The sequence below is a fragment of the Lysobacter sp. M15 genome (genome assembly GCF_022662515.1).
GTDB lineage: Bacteria > Pseudomonadota > Gammaproteobacteria > Xanthomonadales > Xanthomonadaceae > JAKPBU01.
The window spans coordinates 241,568-262,200 of record NZ_JAKPBV010000005.1; the positions used below are offsets into that span (position 1 = coordinate 241,568).

Annotated in this window: 18 protein-coding genes; 9 read left to right on the forward strand and 9 right to left on the reverse strand. The window is 66.9% G+C overall.

Annotation, left to right across the window (positions count from 1 at the left end; translation table 11 throughout):
• Positions 1-102: 102 nt before the first annotated feature.
• Genes MC380_RS04660 through MC380_RS04675 form a run of 4 tightly spaced genes read left to right on the forward strand, consistent with a single transcriptional unit; the run spans position 103 to position 3,944 of the window.
• Positions 103-378 (forward strand): acyl carrier protein, encoded by a 276-nt coding sequence (locus MC380_RS04660; RefSeq protein ID WP_242103809.1) that lies wholly within the window; start codon positions 103-105, stop codon positions 376-378.
• Positions 362-1,900 carry a class I adenylate-forming enzyme family protein gene (locus MC380_RS04665; RefSeq protein ID WP_242163299.1) on the forward strand — a complete coding sequence of 513 codons (1,539 nt, stop codon included), beginning with the start codon at positions 362-364 and terminating at the stop codon, positions 1,898-1,900. The genes MC380_RS04660 and MC380_RS04665 overlap by 17 nt, the downstream gene beginning before the upstream one ends.
• The gene (nadE, locus tag MC380_RS04670; protein ID WP_242163301.1) at positions 1,897-2,901 is read left to right on the forward strand and encodes an NAD(+) synthase; all 1,005 of its coding nucleotides are present in this window, start codon (positions 1,897-1,899) and stop codon (positions 2,899-2,901) included. The genes MC380_RS04665 and nadE overlap by 4 nt, the downstream gene beginning before the upstream one ends.
• The gene (locus tag MC380_RS04675; protein ID WP_242163303.1) at positions 2,901-3,944 is read left to right on the forward strand and encodes a hypothetical protein; all 1,044 of its coding nucleotides are present in this window, start codon (positions 2,901-2,903) and stop codon (positions 3,942-3,944) included. Before nadE ends, MC380_RS04675 begins: the two co-directional genes overlap by 1 nt.
• 44 nt (positions 3,945-3,988) lie before the next feature.
• Here MC380_RS04675 and MC380_RS04680 read toward each other — a convergent pair whose 3' ends face one another.
• Entirely contained in the window at positions 3,989-5,038 is a 1,050-nt protein-coding gene (locus MC380_RS04680; RefSeq protein ID WP_242103805.1) for a polysaccharide deacetylase family protein, read from the reverse strand.
• Here MC380_RS04680 and MC380_RS04685 point away from each other — a divergent pair.
• Positions 5,037-5,951, forward strand: coding sequence for a glycosyltransferase (locus MC380_RS04685; RefSeq protein ID WP_242163305.1), 915 nt, complete (start codon positions 5,037-5,039; stop codon positions 5,949-5,951). The genes MC380_RS04680 and MC380_RS04685 overlap by 2 nt on opposite strands.
• A 13-nt stretch (positions 5,952-5,964) precedes the next feature.
• On the opposite strand, the gene MC380_RS04690 is transcribed toward MC380_RS04685, so the two are convergent.
• The 7 genes from MC380_RS04690 to MC380_RS04720 all read right to left on the reverse strand — a co-directional run bounded on the left by MC380_RS04690 (position 5,965) and on the right by MC380_RS04720 (position 14,823).
• Positions 5,965-7,362, reverse strand: a complete 1,398-nt coding sequence (locus tag MC380_RS04690; RefSeq protein ID WP_242163307.1) for a TIGR03013 family XrtA/PEP-CTERM system glycosyltransferase — start codon at positions 7,360-7,362, stop codon at positions 5,965-5,967.
• A gap of 154 nt (positions 7,363-7,516) precedes the next feature.
• Entirely contained in the window at positions 7,517-8,911 is a 1,395-nt protein-coding gene (locus tag MC380_RS04695) for a replication-associated recombination protein A (protein WP_343223533.1), read from the reverse strand.
• Positions 8,912-8,983: 72 nt separating this feature from the next.
• Positions 8,984-9,607: a hypothetical protein gene (locus tag MC380_RS04700; RefSeq protein WP_242163309.1), complete on the reverse strand. Its 624-nt coding sequence runs from the start codon at positions 9,605-9,607 to the stop codon at positions 8,984-8,986.
• A gap of 197 nt (positions 9,608-9,804) precedes the next feature.
• Complete coding sequence (locus MC380_RS04705) at positions 9,805-10,512, reverse strand: hypothetical protein (protein ID WP_242163311.1); 708 nt, start codon at positions 10,510-10,512, stop codon at positions 9,805-9,807.
• 94 nt (positions 10,513-10,606) lie between these two features.
• Positions 10,607-11,227, reverse strand: coding sequence for an outer membrane lipoprotein chaperone LolA (lolA, locus tag MC380_RS04710; protein ID WP_242163313.1), 621 nt, complete (start codon positions 11,225-11,227; stop codon positions 10,607-10,609).
• A gap of 112 nt (positions 11,228-11,339) precedes the next feature.
• Positions 11,340-13,709, reverse strand: coding sequence for a DNA translocase FtsK (locus tag MC380_RS04715; RefSeq protein WP_242163315.1), 2,370 nt, complete (start codon positions 13,707-13,709; stop codon positions 11,340-11,342).
• Positions 13,710-13,755: 46 nt separating this feature from the next.
• A complete protein-coding gene (locus tag MC380_RS04720) occupies positions 13,756-14,823 on the reverse strand; it encodes an alanine dehydrogenase (protein WP_242163317.1) in 1,068 nt (355 codons plus the stop codon).
• A 173-nt stretch (positions 14,824-14,996) separates the two neighbouring features.
• Here MC380_RS04720 and trxB point away from each other — a divergent pair, with 173 nt between their 5' ends.
• The 4 genes from trxB (at position 14,997) to infA (ending at position 18,260) form a co-directional block, all read left to right on the forward strand.
• On the forward strand, positions 14,997-15,950 hold the full coding sequence (gene trxB, locus MC380_RS04725; protein ID WP_242163319.1) for a thioredoxin-disulfide reductase: 954 nt from the start codon (positions 14,997-14,999) through the stop codon (positions 15,948-15,950).
• Between the two features lie 66 nt (positions 15,951-16,016).
• Positions 16,017-17,147 (forward strand): GNAT family N-acetyltransferase, encoded by a 1,131-nt coding sequence (locus tag MC380_RS04730; protein ID WP_242163321.1) that lies wholly within the window; start codon positions 16,017-16,019, stop codon positions 17,145-17,147.
• Positions 17,148-17,282: 135 nt separating this feature from the next.
• A complete protein-coding gene (gene aat, locus MC380_RS04735; protein ID WP_242103844.1) occupies positions 17,283-17,957 on the forward strand; it encodes a leucyl/phenylalanyl-tRNA--protein transferase in 675 nt (224 codons plus the stop codon).
• A gap of 84 nt (positions 17,958-18,041) precedes the next feature.
• Positions 18,042-18,260, forward strand: coding sequence for a translation initiation factor IF-1 (infA, locus tag MC380_RS04740; protein WP_112926214.1), 219 nt, complete (start codon positions 18,042-18,044; stop codon positions 18,258-18,260).
• Positions 18,261-18,318: 58 nt separating this feature from the next.
• Here the strand turns inward: infA and clpA are convergent, their stop codons facing one another.
• A complete protein-coding gene (clpA, locus tag MC380_RS04745) occupies positions 18,319-20,592 on the reverse strand; it encodes an ATP-dependent Clp protease ATP-binding subunit ClpA (RefSeq protein ID WP_242103795.1) in 2,274 nt (757 codons plus the stop codon).
• Positions 20,593-20,633: the final 41 nt, after the last annotated feature.

The window sequence follows — 20,633 nt, forward strand, 5'->3', positions numbered from 1 at the left end:
CGCGGAATGCGAGGTTGTTCCGTGGAATGCTAACGCGCCGCATGGCCGCTGGCGGCCGTATTGGCCGTTAACCCAAGCCAGGGAGAACAGGGAAAGCAACACATGCTCCAGCGGCAGAAGATCAAGCGCTATCTGCTCGAGAACTTCCTGTTCTCGACGGACGACTCCGCGCTCGGGGACCAGGATTCGCTGATCCGCGGCGGCATCCTCGACTCGACCGGGATCCATGAACTGGTGCTCTTCATCGAAGAGGAGTTCCAGATCGTGGTCGCACCGGAGGAAATGACGCCGGCGAACTTCGACAGCATCGCAGCAGTGGATGCCTTCGTCGCGGGCAAGCGCATGCCGGTCGAGCAGCGGAATGCACTGCCTGCCTGACCGGGTCGCCGCAGCCGCCCGCGCGGCTCCGGACCGCATCGCCTTCGTCGATGGAGAAAGGCGGATCGGCTATGGCGAGTTCTGGCGCCAGTGCCACGCCTTTGCCGCGGCGCTGCGCGCACGCGGCCTGGGTCAGGGCGATCGCGTCGCGGTGCTGCTGCCGAACCGGATCGAGGCCGCGGTGGTGGTGTATGGATGCTGGCTCGCCGGTGGTATCGCGGTGCCGCTCAATGCGCAGGCCCGGGCACGCGATTTCGAGCCATGGCTACGGCACAGTGGCGCCAGCCATCTGGTGCATGAGGCAGGCAATGCCGATGTCGCCGCCGCGCTGGCGGCGCTCGATGCCCCGCCGGTGGCGTGGGCACTGCAACCCCACCAACCCATCCCGTGCGCGGTTGCCGGCGATCCGCATGAGCGCCCCGGAGTCGAGGAGACCGGAAAGCTCCAGCCCGCCATGCCGGCGCTGATCCTGTACACCTCGGGGACGACGGGAGCACCCAAGGGCGTGACCCTGAGCCACGGCAACCTGCTGGCCAATGCGCAAGCCGTGGTCGATTACCTGGCGCTCGAAGCCGGCGACAGCGTGCTCGGGCTGCTTCCGTTCTACTACGCCTACGGCGCATCGGTCCTGCACACCCACCTGCTGGCCGGTGCGCGGATGGTGCTGGCGCCCAACCTGCTGTTCCCGCACCTGCTGATGGAACTGGTGGCCAGCGAGCGCATCACGGGGCTGTCCGGCGTGCCCTCGACCTTCGCGCTGCTGCTCGACCGCGTGGAATTGTCGGGCTACGACCTGTCCTCGCTGCGCTACCTCACCCAGGCTGGGGGCGCCATGTCGCAGGCGTTGACCCGGCGCCTGCGCACCGCGTTGCCCGGGCCCAAACTGTTCGTGATGTACGGCCAGACCGAGGCCACATCGCGGCTGACCTGGCTTCCCCCGGAACGGCTCGACGACAAGCCCGGCTCGGTGGGCATTCCGCTGGACGGAGTCTCGCTACGCATCGTGCGCGAAGGCGGCGAGGAAGCCCCGATCGGGACGGAAGGCGAAGTGCATGTGCGCGGTCCCAACGTGATGCAGGGCTACTGGAACGCGCCGGAAGCAACGGCCGCCGTCCTGCACGATGGCTGGCTGCGCACCGGCGATCTCGGCCGTCTGGACGCCGACGGCTTCCTGTACCTGGCCGGCCGCCGCAGCGACATGATCAAGACCGGCGCGCACCGGGTGCACCCGTCCGATATCGAAGAGGTCATCGCCGAAGTCGCCGGCGTCGTCGACAGCGCCGTGGTCGGCATCGACGACGACACCCTCGGCCAGGTGGTCAAGGCCTTTGTGGTCATGGACCCTCCTCCGCGCGACGACGCGCTCGGCCGCACCGACATGGCCATCCGTGCGCACTGCCGCGCGCGCCTGGCGCCTTACAAGATCCCGCGCCACATCGAATTCGTCGACGCCCTGCCGCGCACCGCGTCGGGCAAGGTGCGTCGCGTCGCCCTCTCGCAACCCCAGGCCACCGCCGCATGACCCCACTTGAATCGAACACTCTCGACTGGACCGTCCTCGACCTCGACTACGCTCGCGAAGCCGACCACATCGCCGCACGCCTGCGCGAAGCGCTCGCCCGCGACCTGCACCGGCGCGGCCTGGTGGTGGCCATTTCCGGCGGCATCGACAGCTCGACCTGTGTCGCACTGGCGGTACGCGCGCTCGGGCCCGCCCGGGTCCTGGGTCTGATCCTGCCGGAGCGCGATTCCTCCGACGACAGCGCCGTGCGTGCAGGCCTGCTCGCCAGCCACCTGGGCATCCGCACCGAAACCGTGGACATCGCGCCCGCGCTCGAAGCCATCGGCTGCTACCGCGCCCGCGACGCAGCGGTCCGCAACGCCTTGCCCGAATACGGCCCCGGCTGGAAGTTCAAGATCGTGATCGACGGCGGCATCGAAGGCCGCATCAACCGGTTCCGGCTGGTGGCCGAAGCGCCCGACGGCGCGCCGCACGAACGCGACCTGGCATTGGCCGACTACCTGACCATCGTCGCCGCGACCAACTTCAAGCAGCGCATCCGCAAGACCCTGGAATACTTCCATGCCGACCGGCTGAACTACGCGGTGGTGGGCACGCCCAACCGGCTCGAGTACGACCAGGGCTTCTTCGTGAAGAACGGCGACGGATCGGCCGACGTCAAGCCGATCGCCCACCTGTACAAGTCGCAGGTCTATGCCATGGCGCGGCACCTGGGGTTGCCCGAACGGGTCTGCGCTGCCGTGCCGACGACCGACACCTACAGCCTGGCCCAGGGCCAGGACGAGTTCTACTTCGCCCTGCCCTACCGACAGATGGATCTCGCGCTGTGGGCGCTCAACCACGACGTGCCCGCAGCGTCGCTGGCGTTGGCGCTGGGCGTGGACGAGTTGCGGGCACAGGCGGTCTACGACGATATCCGCAACAAGCGCCGCACCACCCGCTACCTGCACCTGCCGCCGGTGCTGGTCGACGAAGTCGCCGAACTCGAGGCCGCCGCCTGATGAACGCACAGCTCGCCGCTCCAGCCTATGCGGCGCGCCAGGGCGACGTCGCGCGCGATCGCGACGCGGTGCTCTCGATCTGGCGCGGCAACCTCGGCGAAGACGCCCATATGCCGGCCAAGTACGCGTGGTTCTACCAGCAGGCCGATGCCGGTCCGCCGCTGCTCGAACTGCTGACCGCCGATGGCCTCGAAGTGGGTGCCTGCTCCGCTGGCCGCCGACGCATGCTGCGTGACGGCAAGCCGTTGCGCGCGGGCGTGCTGGTGGATCTGGCAGTCCTGCCCGAACACCGCTCGCTGGGGCCGGCCCTGATGTTGCAGCAGGGTCTGGCCGCCACCGCGCGCAATGAACTCGACCTGCTCTACGGCTTCCCAAATCCCAAGGCCGTGCCGGTGTTCAAACGCATCGGTTATCGCCCGCTCGGCGATCTGGTGCGCTACGTGCGGGTGCTGCGCCATGGCCGTTACTTCGCCCGCCGGCTTCCGCAATGGCTGGCATACCCGGCCGGAATGTTGGCCGACCTGTTCCTGCGGCTGCGCGATGCGCTGAGCCATCCGGACACGGCCCTGTTGCATGCGGACTGGAGCGAAAGCACCGATTCCCGGGTGCAGGCGCTCTGGGTCCGGTCGACCAAGCCTGACGGCATCGTCGCGGTGCGCGATCAGGCGCACCTGACCTGGAGGTTCGACCGGTCGCCGCAGCGGGGATTCCGCTTCCTGCTGCTGAGTGGCGCCGACGGTTCGCTGCTGGCATGGTTTGCGACCCGTCTGCAGGACGGCATCCTGCACGTGCACGATTACTGGTCGCTGCATGGCCCGGCCGTAGGCACCCGCCACATCGCCGCCCTGCTGCGTGCCGCCCGGGAAGCCGGCCACGCCGCCGTGTCGATCGAACTGGCGACCGCACCGATCTACCTCGCTCCCTGGCAGGAGCTCGGCTTTGTCGCACGCGGCAAGCGTCCGATCTTCGGGTGCTGGAGTGCGCAGACCGGCGGCGAGGTCCCCACTGCACTGCATTTCACGGCAGCGGACGAGGACGAGTAGCCGCGCAGCAGCTCCCGACCGGCGCAGCTCTCGACCGACCTGGCTCAGGCCAGGCTGCGGGTCGGGCGGCGGAACAGATACCAAGCGAGCCAGTCGCGACGGAAACGGCGATGCCGGTCGACCACCGTGTCGGTTTCGAATCCGGTACGCCCCAGCAACCAGCCCGGCCCCTGCCGGGTCGGGTTGAGCACAGGCACGCTGGTGAAGAGCAGTTCGTAACCGGCCTGGCGCGCGCGCGCAGCGATGTCCATGTCGAAGGCGCCATGCGGGAACGACATGGTGCGCGCGGGCTTTTCGCTGTCGCCGGGGGTTCCCGCCTGCAGCGAAGCAGCGAGCGAGGCACGGGCGCCGTCCAGTTCTACGTCCAGGTCTTCGGCCTGGGTCATCGGCACATGGGTCTTGCCGTGCAGTCCCAGCGCCACGCCGCCCGCGCGCAGGCGCTCGAGTTCATGCGCATCGACCATGTGCCGCAATCCGTCGTCCATCGCAGCTGCGAAGGGTGCGAGCAGACGGCTGCGGTCATCCCGGGGCAGGTCTTCGATCAGGGCGATCAGCTTGCGCAGACTTGCCAAGTCCTCGTTGCCTGCGGGCGTCCGCACGGAGCCACCAGCGCCATCGATGGACTCCAGCGCCGATGCAAGCTCCGCCACCCGCAGCGCCCCGCGACGCCACGCCGCGATCAGCTGCTCCTGCCAGAACGGCTGACGGCGGCCGACGGCATCGGCCACCACGAACATCAGCCCCGGCAGGCCTGCCCGCTGCAGTTCCGGCAATGCGTGGTCCACGTTGTCGGCCCAGCCATCGTCGAAGGTCAGCAGCAGGGCGCGCGGCGGCAGCCGGGAGTGGCCGGCGCGGGCGTCGAGGACCTGCTCGACGCTGACCACGTTGTAATGCCGGTGCACGAAGCCGATCACCTGCGCGAACACCTCGCGCGGCAGGGTGTAGTCGGGATCGCAGGTGGCCCAGCGCGGATCGTCCGCGCTCAGCGTGCGGTGGAACATCACGACCGTTAGAGTGTCCGTATTGCGTATACGGTGGTACAGCGGGAGTGCTCCACTCGCGTACAGAAACCGACGGGTGAGATCCTTCAGCATGGCGCGGACATTCCTGGTTTCAACGATCATACCAACGTACAACCGCGTCGATCTGGTCCAGCGCGCGATCGATTCGGCGCTGGCGCAGACCCGTCCGGTCGACGAGATCGTCGTGGTCGATGATGGCTCCACCGACGGAACCGGAGACGTGCTGCGCAGCCGTTACGGCGACGCGATCCAGTACCACTGGCAGGCGAATACAGGCGTATCCGCCGCGCGAAACCGCGGCATGGCGTTGGCGCGCGGCGACTATTTCGCCCTGCTCGACAGCGACGACATCTGGCTGCCCGACAAGACCCGGGTGCAGGCCGCCTTCCTGGACGCGCACCCGCACATCGGCATGGTGTTGTGCGACGTGGCGCGGGTGGACGCCGACGGCGCGCCGATCGATGTCTTCCGCCGGCGCGACGCGATTCCGCGCGACGGCTGGGTGCTCGCCGATGTGCTGATGAACCCTGCGCTGGCGCCCGCCTCCGCCATGTTCCGGCGCGAGGTCTACGCGCAAACCGGTGGCTTCGACACTACCCTGCGCACGGCCGAGGATATCGATTTCCATCTGCGCGTCGCCCGGCAATGGCAGATCGGCGTGGTCGAAACCACCCTGGTCGAGGCGATGCGCGGGCACGATGGGTTGTCGGCGGAGCCGGGCACGTACGACGACTACGTGCGCGTGGTCGAACGCGCGGTAGCCGATTGCGCAGGCGTGGTCGACGATGCGGTCCGCAACCGGGCGCTGGCCGCGACCTACGCCCGCAACGCGCGCGGCATGCTCATCGGCAGGCGCTGGGCCGACGCGTGGCGCCTGGCCCGGCGCGCCTGGACGGTGGCGCCGGACGCGGGAGCTCGGCGCGAGCTGCTGGGGCTGGCCGCATTCGCGGCGCGTCGCGCCGCCGCCACGGCCATGGGCCGCTGAGCGGCGCCGCGCCTCAGCGCGCACCGCGACCGAAGAGTACGACTTCGACCGTCTGCAGCAGGATCATCAGGTCGAATACCAACCCGTGGTTCTTGACGTAGAACAGGTCGAACTTGAGCTTCTCGTCCGCATCGCGGACGGACGCGCCGTAGGGATAGCGCAGCTGCGCCCAGCCGGTGAGTCCGGGCTTCACCGAATGCCTTACGCCGTAGTAGCGGATCTCCCCGCTGAGCATGTCGACAAAATGCGGGCGTTCCGGGCGCGGGCCGACGAAGCTCATGTCGCCGCGCAGCACCGAGAACAGCTGCGGCAGTTCGTCCAGGCGGGTCTTGCGGATCAGGCGACCCACGCGCGTGCTGCGGTTGTCGTCGCGGCTGGCCCAGCGTGCGACCCCGTCGACCTCGGCGTCCACGCGCATGCTGCGGAACTTGACGATTTCGAAATGGCGCCCGCGCTCGCCGACCCGGATCTGCCGGTACAGTATCGGGCCGCCCGACTCGAGCCAGACCGCCAGCGCGGTCAGCAGCATCAGCGGCGAAGTCAGGATGAGGATCGTCGATGCCGCCACCAGGTCGAATGCGCGCTTGCTCAGACGGCGCGGCAGCGAGTAATCGAACCCGCCGGACAACACCAGCCATGACGGGTCCACGATGCTCATCTGCACCATGCCGGCCTCGCGTTCGAAGAACGTGGACAGGTCGGTGACCGCCATGCCCCGCTGCACGCACTGCAGCATGTCTTCCATCGGCATGCCGCCGCGTCGCTCATCGGGCGCCATCAGCACCTCGTCGATGCCGAGCCGGTCGGCCAGAGCGAACAGCCCTTCTTCGGGCGGCACGATCAGGCATGCGCTGTCGACGGCCACCGCCTGACCCGGAGCCGGCACGAAACCGACCAGGACGAACGACCGGCGGTCCGACGCCCGCCGCAGCTGGGTATTGATCAGGTTCGCGTTCTTGCCCGCGCCGTAGACCAGGATCCGCTTCTTGAGCACGTCGATGTGCAGCACGTGCAAGGCCAGCATCCGCAGCAGCACGATCGCCAGCAACGAGATGCCGAGCGAAATCGCCAGCACGCCGCGACCGATGTAGGCCTGCGGCACCAGGTAATAGATGACCACCAGCATCACGCCGCCGGTGACGAAGGACAGCAGCAGGCGCAGCACGAAATCCATGCGCCGATGGCGCACATGGACCTGGTACAGGCCGAAGGCGGTCATCGCGCCAGTCAGGCACAGGGCGATCAGCACCGCGCGCGGCGGTGCCTGCTCCAGGTAGATCAGGCGATCGTGCTCATCGCCGTGGAAGCGCAGCCATGCGGCGGCCACCACGGACAGGATGACGAGCACCAGCTCGATCAGCCAAAGCGCGCGGATGGCCAGGGCCTTGCGGCTCGAGCGTGAACGTTTCACGCCCCTACCCCTGCGGCGGTGGTTCCCACTGGCACGTCAACCCCCTGATTGTTCGTTCGATCGCCGTCGGCGCCGCAGATGGCACGGCGTTGTCAGCCCATTTGAACGCGGCGTGCAGGTCGCACCGGCCAGGGAACCGCGAATAGCCCGCCGGCTACGCTCCGGAAGGTGGGCGGCTCCGCACGCCGCGCTTGCCGGCGATGGCCCGGCTCCTGGCGTCGCGCAGGCGATCGAGCTTTTCCTTCAGCCTCTGCTCGAGGCCGGCGTCGACCGGCTCGTAATAGATGCGTTCGCCCATGGCTTCGGGAAAGCCGGTCTGGTCGAGGGCAACGCCGCCTGCCACGTCGTGGTCGTACTGGTAGCCCTGCCCGTAGCCGAGGCGCTTCATGAGCCCGGTCGGCGCATTGCGGATATGCATCGGCACCGGCTGGGTGCCGAACTCGGCGACATCGCGCCAGGCTGCGCCATAGGCGGCATAGGCTGCATTGGATTTGGCGGTGCTGGCCAGGTAAATGACGACCTGGGCCAGCGCCAGGTCGCCTTCCGGCGAGCCGAGGCGGTCGTAGGCGTCCCAGGCTTCGATGGCCATCTGCAGCGCACGTGGATCGGCCAGGCCGATATCCTCCACGGCCATGCGCGTAAGCCGGCGCGCCAGGTAGACCGGATCGCAGCCACCGTCCAGCATGCGCGCGAACCAGTACAGGGCGGCATCCGGGTTGGAACTGCGGATGCATTTGTGCAGGGCGGAGATCTGGTCGTAGAACTGTTCACCGCCCTTGTCGAAACGGCGGGTGCGATCGGCCAGCACCTGCAGCAGGGTCTGCTCGGTGATCTCGCCGCCGGCATCGGTGGCATTTCCTTCGGCAAGTTCCGCGGCGATCTCGAGCAGGGTCAGCGCGCGGCGCACGTCGCCATCGGCGGCCTGCGCGATCTGGCCCAGCAAGGCCGGATCGATCCGCAGGCCACGTTCGCCCAGCCCGCGTTCCCGGTCCTGCAGCGCGTGTTCCAGCGCCACGACGATGTCATCGACCGAGACGCCTTCCATGACGTGCACGCGGCACCGCGACAGCAGGGCCGAATTCAGTTCGAACGAGGGATTTTCGGTGGTGGCGCCAACGAAAATGATCGTGCCGCGCTCGATATGCGGCAGGAACGCATCCTGCTGCGCCTTGTTGAAGCGATGCACCTCGTCGACGAAGAGCACCGTGCGCCGGCCGCCGGCAAACCGGTGCCCGGCCTCGGCCAGGACCTGGCGCACCTCAGGCAATCCCGAAAGCACGGCCGAGATCGCATGGAATTCGGCATCCGCATACTTCGCCAGCAGCAGCGCGAGCGTGGTCTTGCCGCAGCCTGGCGGCCCCCATAGCACCATCGAATGCACATGGCCGGCTTCGATCGAACGTCGCAGCGCGGACCCGGGCGCCAGCAGACGGCGCTGCCCCACCATTTCGTCGAGCGTACGCGGGCGGATGCGTTCGGCCAGCGGGCGCAGGGAGTCGTCGCGCACGCTAAGCAGGTCCGGAGCAGGCTGGGAACGAGGTTTTGGCACGGCCGGAGATCTGGGTTCCAGGCCGCACGATAGCAAGCCACCGCGCCGTTCCGGCGCGCAGCAGCCCTGCCATTAGCCTCCCGCGGATGCCAGGCTGGTGCTAGCCGGGGCGACGCCCAGTTCGTAATTCACCTGCAACCAGGTGTCCTGGCCGCGGTCGTACAGCGCCTCGACCCGGGTCGGCGTGCTGCCGTCCGGCCCGAAGTCGGCGAGACCGCTGGCCCGGATACGGACGTAGCGTGCATCGCTCTCGAAGCTCTGGATCGAGTCGAACTGCAGCCACACGCGCTTGCCGCCCAGTTCCTTGCTCAGGGTCGAGGCGATGCGCTCGTCGAGCTCGCCGATCAGCGTCGCGTCGTTGGGCACGCTGTGTTCGCGGGCACCGAACCTGCTGATGGTGATGGCCGGATAGCCCGCATTCGACGAAAGCACGTCGTAGACAGTGCGATAGTTGAAGGTGATCGAGGCCCCCGAGCCCTCCACGCCGACCGTGCCCTGACCACTCACCATGCGTTCGCGCGCACCCGACACCTGCACGTCGTAGCTGTCGATGTTCACCGAGATCGGCTTGCCGTCGAACTGATCGGTCAACGCGACAACCACGACCGAAGCCACCGCATCTTCGAGGCTTCCCTGCGCCGCTACCCCGGGCGGCGACGGGGTGGGATGGACCTCGGGCGACGGCAGACCGGCCATTTGCCCCGATGCGCCTGCGTTCCGGTTAGCGAAGGCCGGCATCGCCACGCACGGAAGCAACAGCAGCATGGCGCAAGCCAACCGCAAGTGAACTCGGGAGTATCGGCAACGGTGCATCAGCGCTCTGCTTCAATCCATCTGTACATCCAGAACGCGGAGCCTGTGGGCTTCCGGCCGCGCAACCTGCACGCCTCCATTCAGGGAGCGGGTGTCGCGGCGTCCGCTGCGCGTTCGGCACCGGTGGACAGCTCGTAGGCCATCCGCAGCCAGGCATCCGACTTTCCGTCGTACAGCGCATCGACGCTGAACGGGGCGCTGCCTTCCTCGAAATTGACTGCGCCGACGCCTTCCACCCGCGTGTACCGCTTGCCCACCCGGGTCCGCGTCACCCGGTCCAGGCGCAGCCGCACGGGTTGCTGGACGAATTCAGCCTGCACCCGTCGTGTGGCCTGATCCTGGAGCGCACGCCCCAGCGCCGAACCCACCTGAATCTCCTCGCCCGCTCCGTCGTCGCCGAGAACGAGCTCCTGTTGGGGGACGCTCGCGGTCCTGCTGTCGTACAGCGCCTTGAAACGCATGGGCAGCCAGTCGTCGTCATCGCCGATGCGCAGCCGCCCTTCGCCCGACAGGATCGAGTCGATCAGGTTGGCGGGATCGACCTGCATCCGGTCGAGCTTGACTTCGACCTTGCGTTCGCCGAACTGGGTCGAAATCGCCCCGATCAACGCGGCAGCCACCGCGGCATCGATCGTCTGCGCCGCCTCGACGCGCGATTCGGGCGCTGCATCCAGCGCTCTGCCTTCGATGGCACGGGTTGGAGGAGCGGCGAACGCCGAATGGGTTGCCAGCAGCAGCGCAGCTATGAGGGCAACGAAGGACTTGCAGCAGGATGCGCGATCGGTCATCGCGCAATCCTTGGGGCTGCCGGGTGCACGAGGCGTGAGCCCACGCCGCGAGATTCAGGATCCAGGACGGCGTACACAGCCTCCCGGAACGCGATCAGCCTTCGCCGACCACATCCACGCCCTTGGCCGGAACGTAGGTGAAGGTCCCCTTGGCGAAGCCGGGATTGCGCTTCCAGCCCTTGAAGACGATCTCGGTACGCTGGCCGAGCGCATCGACCACGGTCATCTTCTGCAGCCCGCCCTTGCCGAATCCGAGCCTGGCGGAGCGAAACCCGCCGTCCTCGCCCTGGCGCGGGGCGAGCTGCAGCCATTCCAGGCCGTCGGCGGTACCCGCTTCGGTGACGGTGAAGTCGCGCTCGAGCTTGGCCGGGTCGATCAGCGCGGTGAGCGGACTGTTCTGCTCCTCCGCACCCTGGGCACGCTTGGTCGCCTGCTGCAGATCCGGCTCGTAGACCCAGACGTGACGGCCATCGGCGACGATCAGCTGCGGATACGGCTGCACGTATTCCCAGCGGAACAGGCGCGGCGCGGACAGGGCGACGCGCCCACTCGAGTTTTCCTTCCTGCGGCCGTTCTGGTCGAAAACCTGCTGGCTGAACTCCCCGTCCAGGCCCTTCAGGCCCTTGGTGAAGGCGGCCAGATCGTCGCGGGCGCCTGCGTGCACCGGGCCTGCGAGCAGCAGTGCGGCAGCAAGGGTGGCGATGGCGGTTTTCATGCGGAACTCCGGAACATGATCGAACTGGCGGAAAGTGTGGCCATTCAAAGCTGAATGCGTACGCACGGCGCCGCCCCAGGCCTGAACCGCGCGAAACGCGGACCCGCCCGACTCAGTGCGCCGGCGGCGGTGGCGCCAGGACGCTGCGGTCGCCGTTGTGTTCGGGTGGCGACACCACGCCGGCCGCTTCCATGGCTTCGATCAGCCGCGCCGCCCGGTTGTAGCCGATCTTCAGGCGGCGCTGTACACCGGAGATCGAGGCGCGCCGGGTTTCGGTCACGATCCGCACCGCCTCGTCGTACAGCGGGTCGGATTCGTCGCCACCGCTCGAGCTGCTTTCGGGCAGGCCGGTCGCACCGACCACGATCCCCTCGCCCATCGACTGCACTTCCTCGAGCACCCCGTCGATGTAATCCGGACCGCTGCTGCTCTGTCTGAGGTGCTCGACCACGCGATGCACCTCTTCGTCGCTGACGAAGGCGCCGTGGATGCGTTCGGGCATCGCCGTGCCTGGCGGCAGGTAGAGCATGTCGCCATGCCCAAGCAGGGTTTCGGCGCCGGACTGGTCGAGGATCGTGCGCGAGTCGATCTTGCTGGAGACCTGGAACGCGATGCGGGTGGGGATGTTGGCCTTGATCAGGCCGGTGATGACGTCCACCGACGGACGCTGCGTGGCCAGGATCAGATGGATGCCGGCCGCACGCGCCTTCTGCGCCAGACGTGCGATGAGTTCTTCGACCTTCTTGCCGACGATCATCATCATGTCGGCGAATTCGTCGATGAACACCACGATGTACGGCAGCGTCTGCAGCTGCGGCGGCGCCTCGTTCAATTCCGGATTGGGCTTGAACAGCGGATCCAGCAACGGCTGGCCGGCGTCCTGCGCGTCCTTGACCTTCTTGTTGAAGCCGGCCAGGTTGCGCACCCCGACCGCGCTCATCAGCTTGTAGCGACGCTCCATTTCCGCCACGCACCAGCGCAGGCCGTTGGCGGCCTCCTTCATGTCGGTGACGACCGGCGCGAGCAGGTGCGGAATGCCCTGATAGACCGAAAGTTCCAGCATCTTCGGATCGATCATCAGCATGCGCACGTCGGCCGGGCTGGCCTTGTACAGCAGGCTCAGCACCATCGCGTTGACCGCGACCGACTTGCCCGAACCGGTGGTACCTGCGACCAGCAGGTGCGGCATGCGTCCCAGGTCGGCGACGGTGGGACGCCCGGCGATGTCCTTGCCCAGGGCCAGGGTCAGCGGGCTGCCGGACTTGTCGTATTCCTTCGAACGCAGCAGCTCGCTGAGATAGATCATCTCGCGGTGCGTATTGGGCGTTTCCAGACCGATCACCGACTTGCCCGGGATCACATCGACCACGCGCACCGATTTCACCGACAGACCGCGCGCGATGTCCTTGTCCAGCGAGGAAATCTGGCTGACCTTGATGCCAGGCGCGGGCTGTACCTCGAAGCGGGTGATCACCGGGCCGGGATAGGCACCGACCACCTCGGCGTCGATGCGGAAGTCCTTGAGCTTGAACTCGATCTGGCGCGACAGCGTTTCCAGGGTGTCCTCGTCGTAACCCTTGGTCTGTGGCTTGGGATCGTCGAGCAGGGCCAATGGCGGAATGCCGGATCCATCGCCGACGTGGAACAGCGGGATCTGTTGCTCGCGCTTGGCGCGGTCGCTTTTTTCGACCGCAGCAGGCGCGGGTGGTTCGATCCGGACCGGGGCACGTCGCGCGCGCAGCTCGGTTTCGACCTTGCGCGACTCCTCGCGTTCCACCCGCATCTCGCGGGCTTCCATCCGTTCCACCGCCTGCTGGGTGCCGCGGCGGAACAGCGCCGGCAGCTTCCACACCCATTGCCCGATCCGGTCCATGACCGTGAACCAGGACAGCCCTGTCGCCAGCGTCACCGACACCAGCAGCAGCGCCAGCAGGAACAGATTGCCCCCGACCGGGCCGAAGGCGGCATACAGCGACTTGCCCACCAGCCTGCCGAGGATTCCGCCCGCGCCTGAGGACAGGTCCTCCGCAGCGCCGATCCGCAGGTAAAGCAGGCCGGTCGCGGACACCAGGAAGCCGACGATCCCCACCAGGCGCAGCGCCGGACCCAGGTCGGCATCCCCGTCGCCGTCGCTGTCCATGCCGAACAGCGCGATCCAGGCCACGACGCCCAGCATCACCGGCAGCAGATACGCCACATAGCCGGTCAGGCTGAGCAACACGTCCGCCAGCCAGGCCCCGACCCGCCCGCCCCAGTTCTGCAGGGGCGCGGTGATGCTGCCCGAGTGCGACCAGCCCGGATCGGAGGGCGCGTACGTGAGCAGACTGGCGAGCATGTACAGCAGCAGCGGTGCGATCAGGATCATCGCGATGTCGCGCAACAGCCGTTGCCGGCGCGGATTTGGCGCCCGCGGTGGCGACGCCGCATTTTTCGCGGCGGCGCGCCTGCGCGGGGGTGCGGCTTCTGAGAGCGGGCGTGCCACCGTGTGCGTTTACCTGAAGAAAATCCCCTAGAGCATTGATCTTACTTCAAAGTTTCATGTCCTGCAGCGCCGGGTGCACGAGCTTGCCGGCTTCGACGTTGATCCCCTTCACCAGCGCGGCGTTGTCGCGCCAGCTGCCGCTGGCCAGCTTGTTCACCCAGGGCAGGATCGCGGCGCAGATCGCCTGGGAACTGGTCTGCGGCACGGCGCCAGGCATGTTGGTGACGCAGAAGTGGGTAACCCCCTCTTCCACGTAGGTTGGTTCCTTCCAGGTGGTCGGACGCGAAGTCTCAAAGCAGCCGCCCTGGTCGATGGAGATGTCCACCAGCACGCTGCCGTCCTCCATGTCTTCCATCATCTGCCGGGTGATCACGTGCGGGGCGACCGCGCCGGTCACCAGCACCGCGCCGATGACCAGGTCGGCCGCTGCGACTTCTTTCGCCACCAGGTCGTCGTACGGATACAGCGCGGTGACGTTGTTGCCCAGCCGCATCATCGCTTCCATGCGGTCCTGGCGCTTCTCGAACACCACCACGTTGGAACCGCCGGCGGCGGCCAGCGCGGCGGAGGCGCCGCCAGCCATGCCGGCGCCGAACACCACCACCTTGCCGCGCTCTGTCGAAGGCAGACCGCCGAGCAGCTTGCCCTTCCCACCCATGGGCTGGTGCAGGTAGTGGGTGCCGACCTGCACGGCAATCTTGCCGGCGATCACCGACATCGGCGCCAGCAGCGGCAGCTCACCATTCTCGAGTTCGACGGTTTCGAAAGCCACGCCGGTCAGGCCGATATCGAGCAGGCGTTTGGTCAGCGCAGGCTCCGGCGCCAGATGCAGATAGCAGAACAACAGGTGGTCCTTGCGCAGCAGCGCAAGATCGCCTGCGATTGGCTCCTTCACCTTGACGATCAGTTCGCCCTTTTCGTACAGGGCCGCCGCGTCCGGCGCGATATGGACGCCAAGGCGGCTGTATTGCTCGTCCTTGAACCCGGATTTGATCCCCGCGTCCTTCTCGATCCAGACCTCATGACCGCGTTTGACCAGATCGCCAGCGGCCTCGGGAACGAGCGCAACGCGCCCCTCGAGGGTCTTGGTTTCCTTCGGCACACCGATCCGCATCTGGCGGTTCTCCGTTTGCGGCCGGTCGTACGCGATTCGCGCGCGCCGGCTTGTTTGGTCTATGGGTTGTTGAATTGCGCCTGCGCGCCTTGTGCTGACCGGGTAGCGCCGCCAAGCTATGCGCCTGACGGCGCGGCCCGATCGCGCATCCGATCCCTACACGATTATCCCACATGACCTCTTCCAAGCATTGCCGTCTGCTGATCCTCGGTTCCGGCCCCGCGGGCTGGACCGCCGCCGTTTACGCCGCGCGCGCCAACCTCAAGCCCGTGGTCGTGACCGGCCTGCAGATGGGTGGCCAGCTGATGACCACCACCGAAGTGGACAACTGGCCGGGCGACGCGCACGGGCTGCAGGGCCCGGACCTGATGACGCGTATGCAGGCGCATGCCGAGCGCTTCGAGACCGAGACGATCTTCGACCACATCCATACCGCCGACCTGTCGCAGCGCCCGTTCCGGCTCAAGGGCGACAACGGCGAATACACCGCCGATGCGGTCATCATCGCTACCGGCGCCACGGCCAAATACCTGGGACTGGAGTCGGAGGAGAAGTTCAAGGGCCGTGGCGTGTCGGCATGCGCCACCTGCGACGGCTTCTTCTTCAAGGACATGGATGTGGCAGTGGTCGGTGGCGGCAATACCGCGGTAGAGGAGGCGTTGTACCTGTCCAACATCGCGCGCAAGGTGTACTTGGTACATCGTCGCGACACCCTGCGTGCGGAGAAGATCATGCAGGACAAGCTGCAGGCCAAGATCCAGACCGGGAAGATCGAGCCGGTCTGGCACCACGTGGTCGACGAGGTGCTGGGCAACGATGCCGGCGTCACCGGGCTACGCCTTAAGTCGGTGCAGGACGACAGCACTCGCGAGATCGACGTGCACGGCTTCTTCGTGGCCATCGGCCACACTCCGAACACCAGCCTGTTCGAAGGCCAGCTGGCCATGAACAACGGCTACATCGAGATCCGCTCGGGCCTGTCCGGGCACGCAACGGAGACTTCGGTGCGCGGCGTCTTCGCCGCAGGCGACGTGGCCGACCAGCATTACCGTCAGGCCATCACTTCGGCTGGGTTCGGCTGCATGGCGGCGCTGGATGCGGAGAAGTTCCTGGACAAGAGTGAGTAACCGGGCCGCCGGGCTGGCTTGAATGGCAGTCCGTGCGACTACGAACGCACGGCCATGAATGTCCCCATGCAGCAGTCCGTACGCTTGTTCGAATCGCTTTGCTCTGTCCCGGCTCAAGCCTGGGACGCCCTGCACGACGGCCGCAACCCCTTCGTGACACACGCCTTCCTCTCAGGTTTGGAGGAGCACGGTTGCCTGCGCGACGACTGGGGTTGGAGCCCGCAGCACCTGACCCTTTGGGAAGGCGGGGAGCTGGTCGCCGCAGCACCGGGATATGTCAAGACAAACTCGCATGGCGAATTCGTCTTCGACCACGCCTGGGCACGTGCGTACGAACGCTACGGGCGGGCCTACTTTCCGAAATTCCTCTGCGCCGTGCCGTATTCGCCGGTGACCGGGCCCCGGCTACTGGCACGTCGCATGGAGCACAGCCGCGCCCTGCTCAACGCGATGTCGGACCTGACCCGCACCGCCGGCCTGTCCTCCGCCCACGTCAACTTCCACACCGAAGGCGAGGAACCTGCGTTTCCGGCCGGATGGCTCCGCCGTCTCGACGTGCAGTACCACTGGCGCAATGACGCCGGCTGGACCACGTTCGAGGAATTCCTGGGGGCGATGGACCACAAGCATCGCAAGAACATCCGCCAGGAACGAACGAAGGTCGCCAGGGCCGGCGTGACGTTCCGGATCGTACACGGCGACGAAGCCAGCGAGGACGACCTGGCGACGATGTTCGGGTTCTACTTGCAGACCTTCGCCGAATACGGCAACTCGCCTGCCCTGACCCTGGAATTCATCCGCCACCTCGCGCGCGAGATGCCGCGTTCGCTGGTCGTCTTCCTGGCCGAGCAAGATGGCGCGGCCATCGCCGGCGCGCTGTGTCTGCGCGGCGGGGAAACGCTGTACGGCCGCTATTGGGGCGCTGCGACGCAGCTACCGGGTCTGCATTTCGAAGCCTGCTACTACCAGGGCATCGATTACTGCCTGCGGGAAGGCCTGCGGGGGTTCGAGCCCGGAGCGCAGGGCCAGCACAAGATCGCGCGCGGGTTTCTGCCGACCTTCGTACGCAGCCGGCATTTCATCGCCGACCCGGTGTTTGCCGAAGCCCTGGGACGATGGTGCACGGAGGAAGCCGAATCGGTGCGTGGTTACGCCGCGTTGCTGGAAACGCATTCGCCGTTTCGGTCACCACCGTAGGAGCGACGTCGGCCGCGACCTTCCCGCCTCCGGAAGATAAAAGCTCGCGGCTGACGCCGCTCCTACAATGTGGCGGTGCGCACTCCGGTTACCCTGCTCGACCCCGATCCGGACGCTCCGTTCCCACCGGTGGGGATGGCCCTGTCCGAACCCAACGGATTGCTGGCGATCGGCGGCGATCTTTCGCCAGCGCGTCTGCTCAACGCCTATCGCCACGGAATCTTTCCCTGGTTCTCGGCTGGACAGCCGATCCTGTGGTGGAGCCCCGACCCACGGATGCTGTTCCGGACCGATGCTGTGCACCTGACCTCCCGGGTAAGGCGCGAACTGCGCCGATCGGGCTGGGTCGCACGCGCGGATACCGCGTTCGATGCGGTCATCGCGGCCTGCGCGCTATCGCCCAGGCGGGGCCAGAACGGCACCTGGATCACCGACGCCATGCTCGCCGCCTACGCCAGGTTGCACCAACTGGGCCATGCGCATTCGGTCGAGGTGTTCGACGGTCGGGCGCTCGTCGGTGGGATCTATGGGGTCGCCGTCGGGCGCATGTTCTTCGGCGAGAGCATGTTCAGCGCCAGATCTGCCGGGTCCAAGGCGGCCTTGGCCGCCCTCGCCTACCGGCTGCGGGAATGGGGATGGCCATTGATCGATGCGCAGGTGGAAAGCGCGCACTTGCGGTCTCTTGGCGCCGACGTCTGGCCACGAGACGCCTTCATGGGCGCCATCTCGCCTCTATGCAACGCGCCCATCCCGCCAGACGCCTGGACCGAGGCATTCGGCCGGCTGCCGCTCCGGGATCTCGCCGGCTGAACCGCGGTTTTGCCCCTGGTCCCCCGCGCGTGTCAGAATGCGCGACTTTCCGGCGCCCTGCGCCAGCTTCACCACCAGGACCACATGGCGAAAGACGACGTCATCGAATTCGAAGGCACGATCTCAGAAACACTTCCGAACACCATGTTCCGGGTGAAGCTGGAGAACGGCCACGAGATCATCGCGCATATCTCCGGACGCATGCGCAAGAACTACATCCGGATCCTCACCGGCGACAAGGTCAAGGTGGAGATGACGCCTTACGACCTGACCAAGGGACGGATCACCTACCGGATGAAGTGATCCATCCGGGCAAGCGAAGGGCGGCCAGCGGCCGCCCTTTTTTGTCGCCTGCCGGCAGCTACACCGTCACCGGGAGCAGCTTTTCCGGCTCGGCCTGCACGTCGACCACCAGATCGCCGTCCTTGACGTCGACATTCACCCGGCCACCGCCGACCAGCTTGCCGAACAGCAGTTCGTCGGCCAGCGGGCGCTTGATCCGCTCCTGGATGATCCGGGCCATCGGGCGCGCGCCCATCAGCGGATCGAAGCCGTGCTGGGCCAGCCAGTCGCGCGCATCCGGCGTCGCCGAAAGGGTCACGTTCTTCTCGTGCAGCTGGGCTTCCAGCTCGATCAGGAATTTGTCGACCACGCGCAGGATGTGCTCCATGCCAAGCGCCTGGAACTGCACGATCGCATCCAGCCGGTTGCGGAATTCCGGGGTGAAGCCCTTGCGGATCACTTCCATCGCGTCGGTGCTGTGGTCCTGCTTGGTGAAGCCGATGGTACGCCGCGCCGCCTGCGCCGCGCCGGCGTTGGTGGTCATCACCAAGATCACGTTCTTGAAGTTCGCCTCGCGCCCGTTGGTATCGGTCAGCACGCCGCGATCCATGACCTGCAACAGGATATTGAAGATGTCCGGATGCGCCTTCTCGACCTCGTCGAGCAGCAATACGCAATGCGGAGTCTTGACGATCTTCTCGGTGAGCAGGCCGCCCTGGTCGAAACCGACATAACCTGGAGGCGCACCGATCAGACGGCTGACCGAATGCGGCTCCATGTATTCGCTCATGTCGAAGCGCACCAGCTCGATCCCGAGCTGCAGCGCGAGCTGCCGCGTGACCTCGGTCTTGCCCACGCCGGTGGGACCGGCGAACAGGAAGTTGCCGATCGGCTTGTCCGGATTGGCCAGGCCCGAACGGGCCAGCTTGATGGCCGACGTCAGGGTCTCGATGGCCGGATCCTGGCCGAAGATCACCATCTTCAGGTTGCGCTCCAGATGCTGCAGCACGTCCTTGTCCGAGGCGCTCACCTGCTTGGCGGGAATCCGCGCCATCTTGGCAACGATGGTTTCGATCTCCTCCACGTCGATGACCGCCTTGCGCGCCTCCAGCGCGAGCAGGCGCTGACGCGCGCCGGCCTCATCGATCACGTCGATCGCCTTGTCAGGCAGCAGTCGGTCGCCGATGTGCTTGACCGACAGGTCCACGGCCGCCTTGATCGCATCGTCCGCATAGCTGACGCCGTGGTGCTGCTCGTACTTCGGCTTCAGGCCCTGCAGGATCTCGATCGCCTCGCCGACCGTGGGTTCGACGATGTCGATTTTCTGGAAACGCCGCGCCAGCGCACGGTCCTTCTCGAATACGCCCCGGTATTCCTGGAAGGTGGTCGATCCGATGCAGCGCAGGTCGCCCGATGCCAGCGCAGGCTTGATCAGGTTGGAAGCGTCCATCGTGCCGCCGCTGGCCGAGCCGGCGCCGATGATGGTGTGGATCTCGTCGATGAACAGCACGGCGCCCGGGATCTTCTTGAGCGCGGCCAGCACCGCCTTCAGGCGCTTCTCGAAGTCGCCACGGTACTTGGTGCCGGCGACCAGCGCGCCCAGGTCGAGGGCGTAGATGGTGGCGTCCTGCAGCACCTCGGGCACCTCGCCGTCGACGATACGCTTGGCCAGGCCCTCGGCCAGCGCGGTCTTGCCCACGCCCGCCTCGCCCACGTAGAGCGGATTGTTCTTGCGCCTGCGGCACAGCACCTGGATGGTGCGCTCGACCTCGTCGGCGCGGCCCACCAGGGGATCGATCTTGCCCTCGCGCGCCATCTGGTTGAGGTCGCTGGCGTATTCCGCCAGGGCGTCACCCTTGTGCTCGCCCTCGCCGGCTTCGGCCTTGCCCTCGCCGGTCAACGGCTGCGGGTCGTCCTCGCCGCCGTGCTTGGCGATGCCGTGCGAGATGTAATTGACCACGTCCAGGCGATGGATGTCCTGCTGCCCGAGGATGTACACCGCGTGCGAATCCTTCTCGCCGAAGATCGCCACCAGCACGTTGGCGCCGGTGACCTCCTTCTTGCCCGATGACTGCACGTGATACACGGCGCGCTGGAGCACGCGCTGGAAACCCAGCGTCGGCTGGGTATCGCGGTCGTCGTCGCCCAGACGCGCGACCGAGGCCTCGATCGCCGCCTCCAGGTCGGACCGCAGACGCGGGAAATCGGCATGGCAGGCCTTGAGCACCGACTCGGCCGAAGGGTTGTCGAGCAGCGACAGCAGCAGGTGTTCGACCGTCATGTACTCGTGGCGCGCCTCGCGGGCGCGCTTGTAGCACTGGCCGATGGTGTACTCGAGATCCTTGCTGAACATGGGGCGTAAGCCTCCGCGAAACTACTGACGCTTCAGATGGT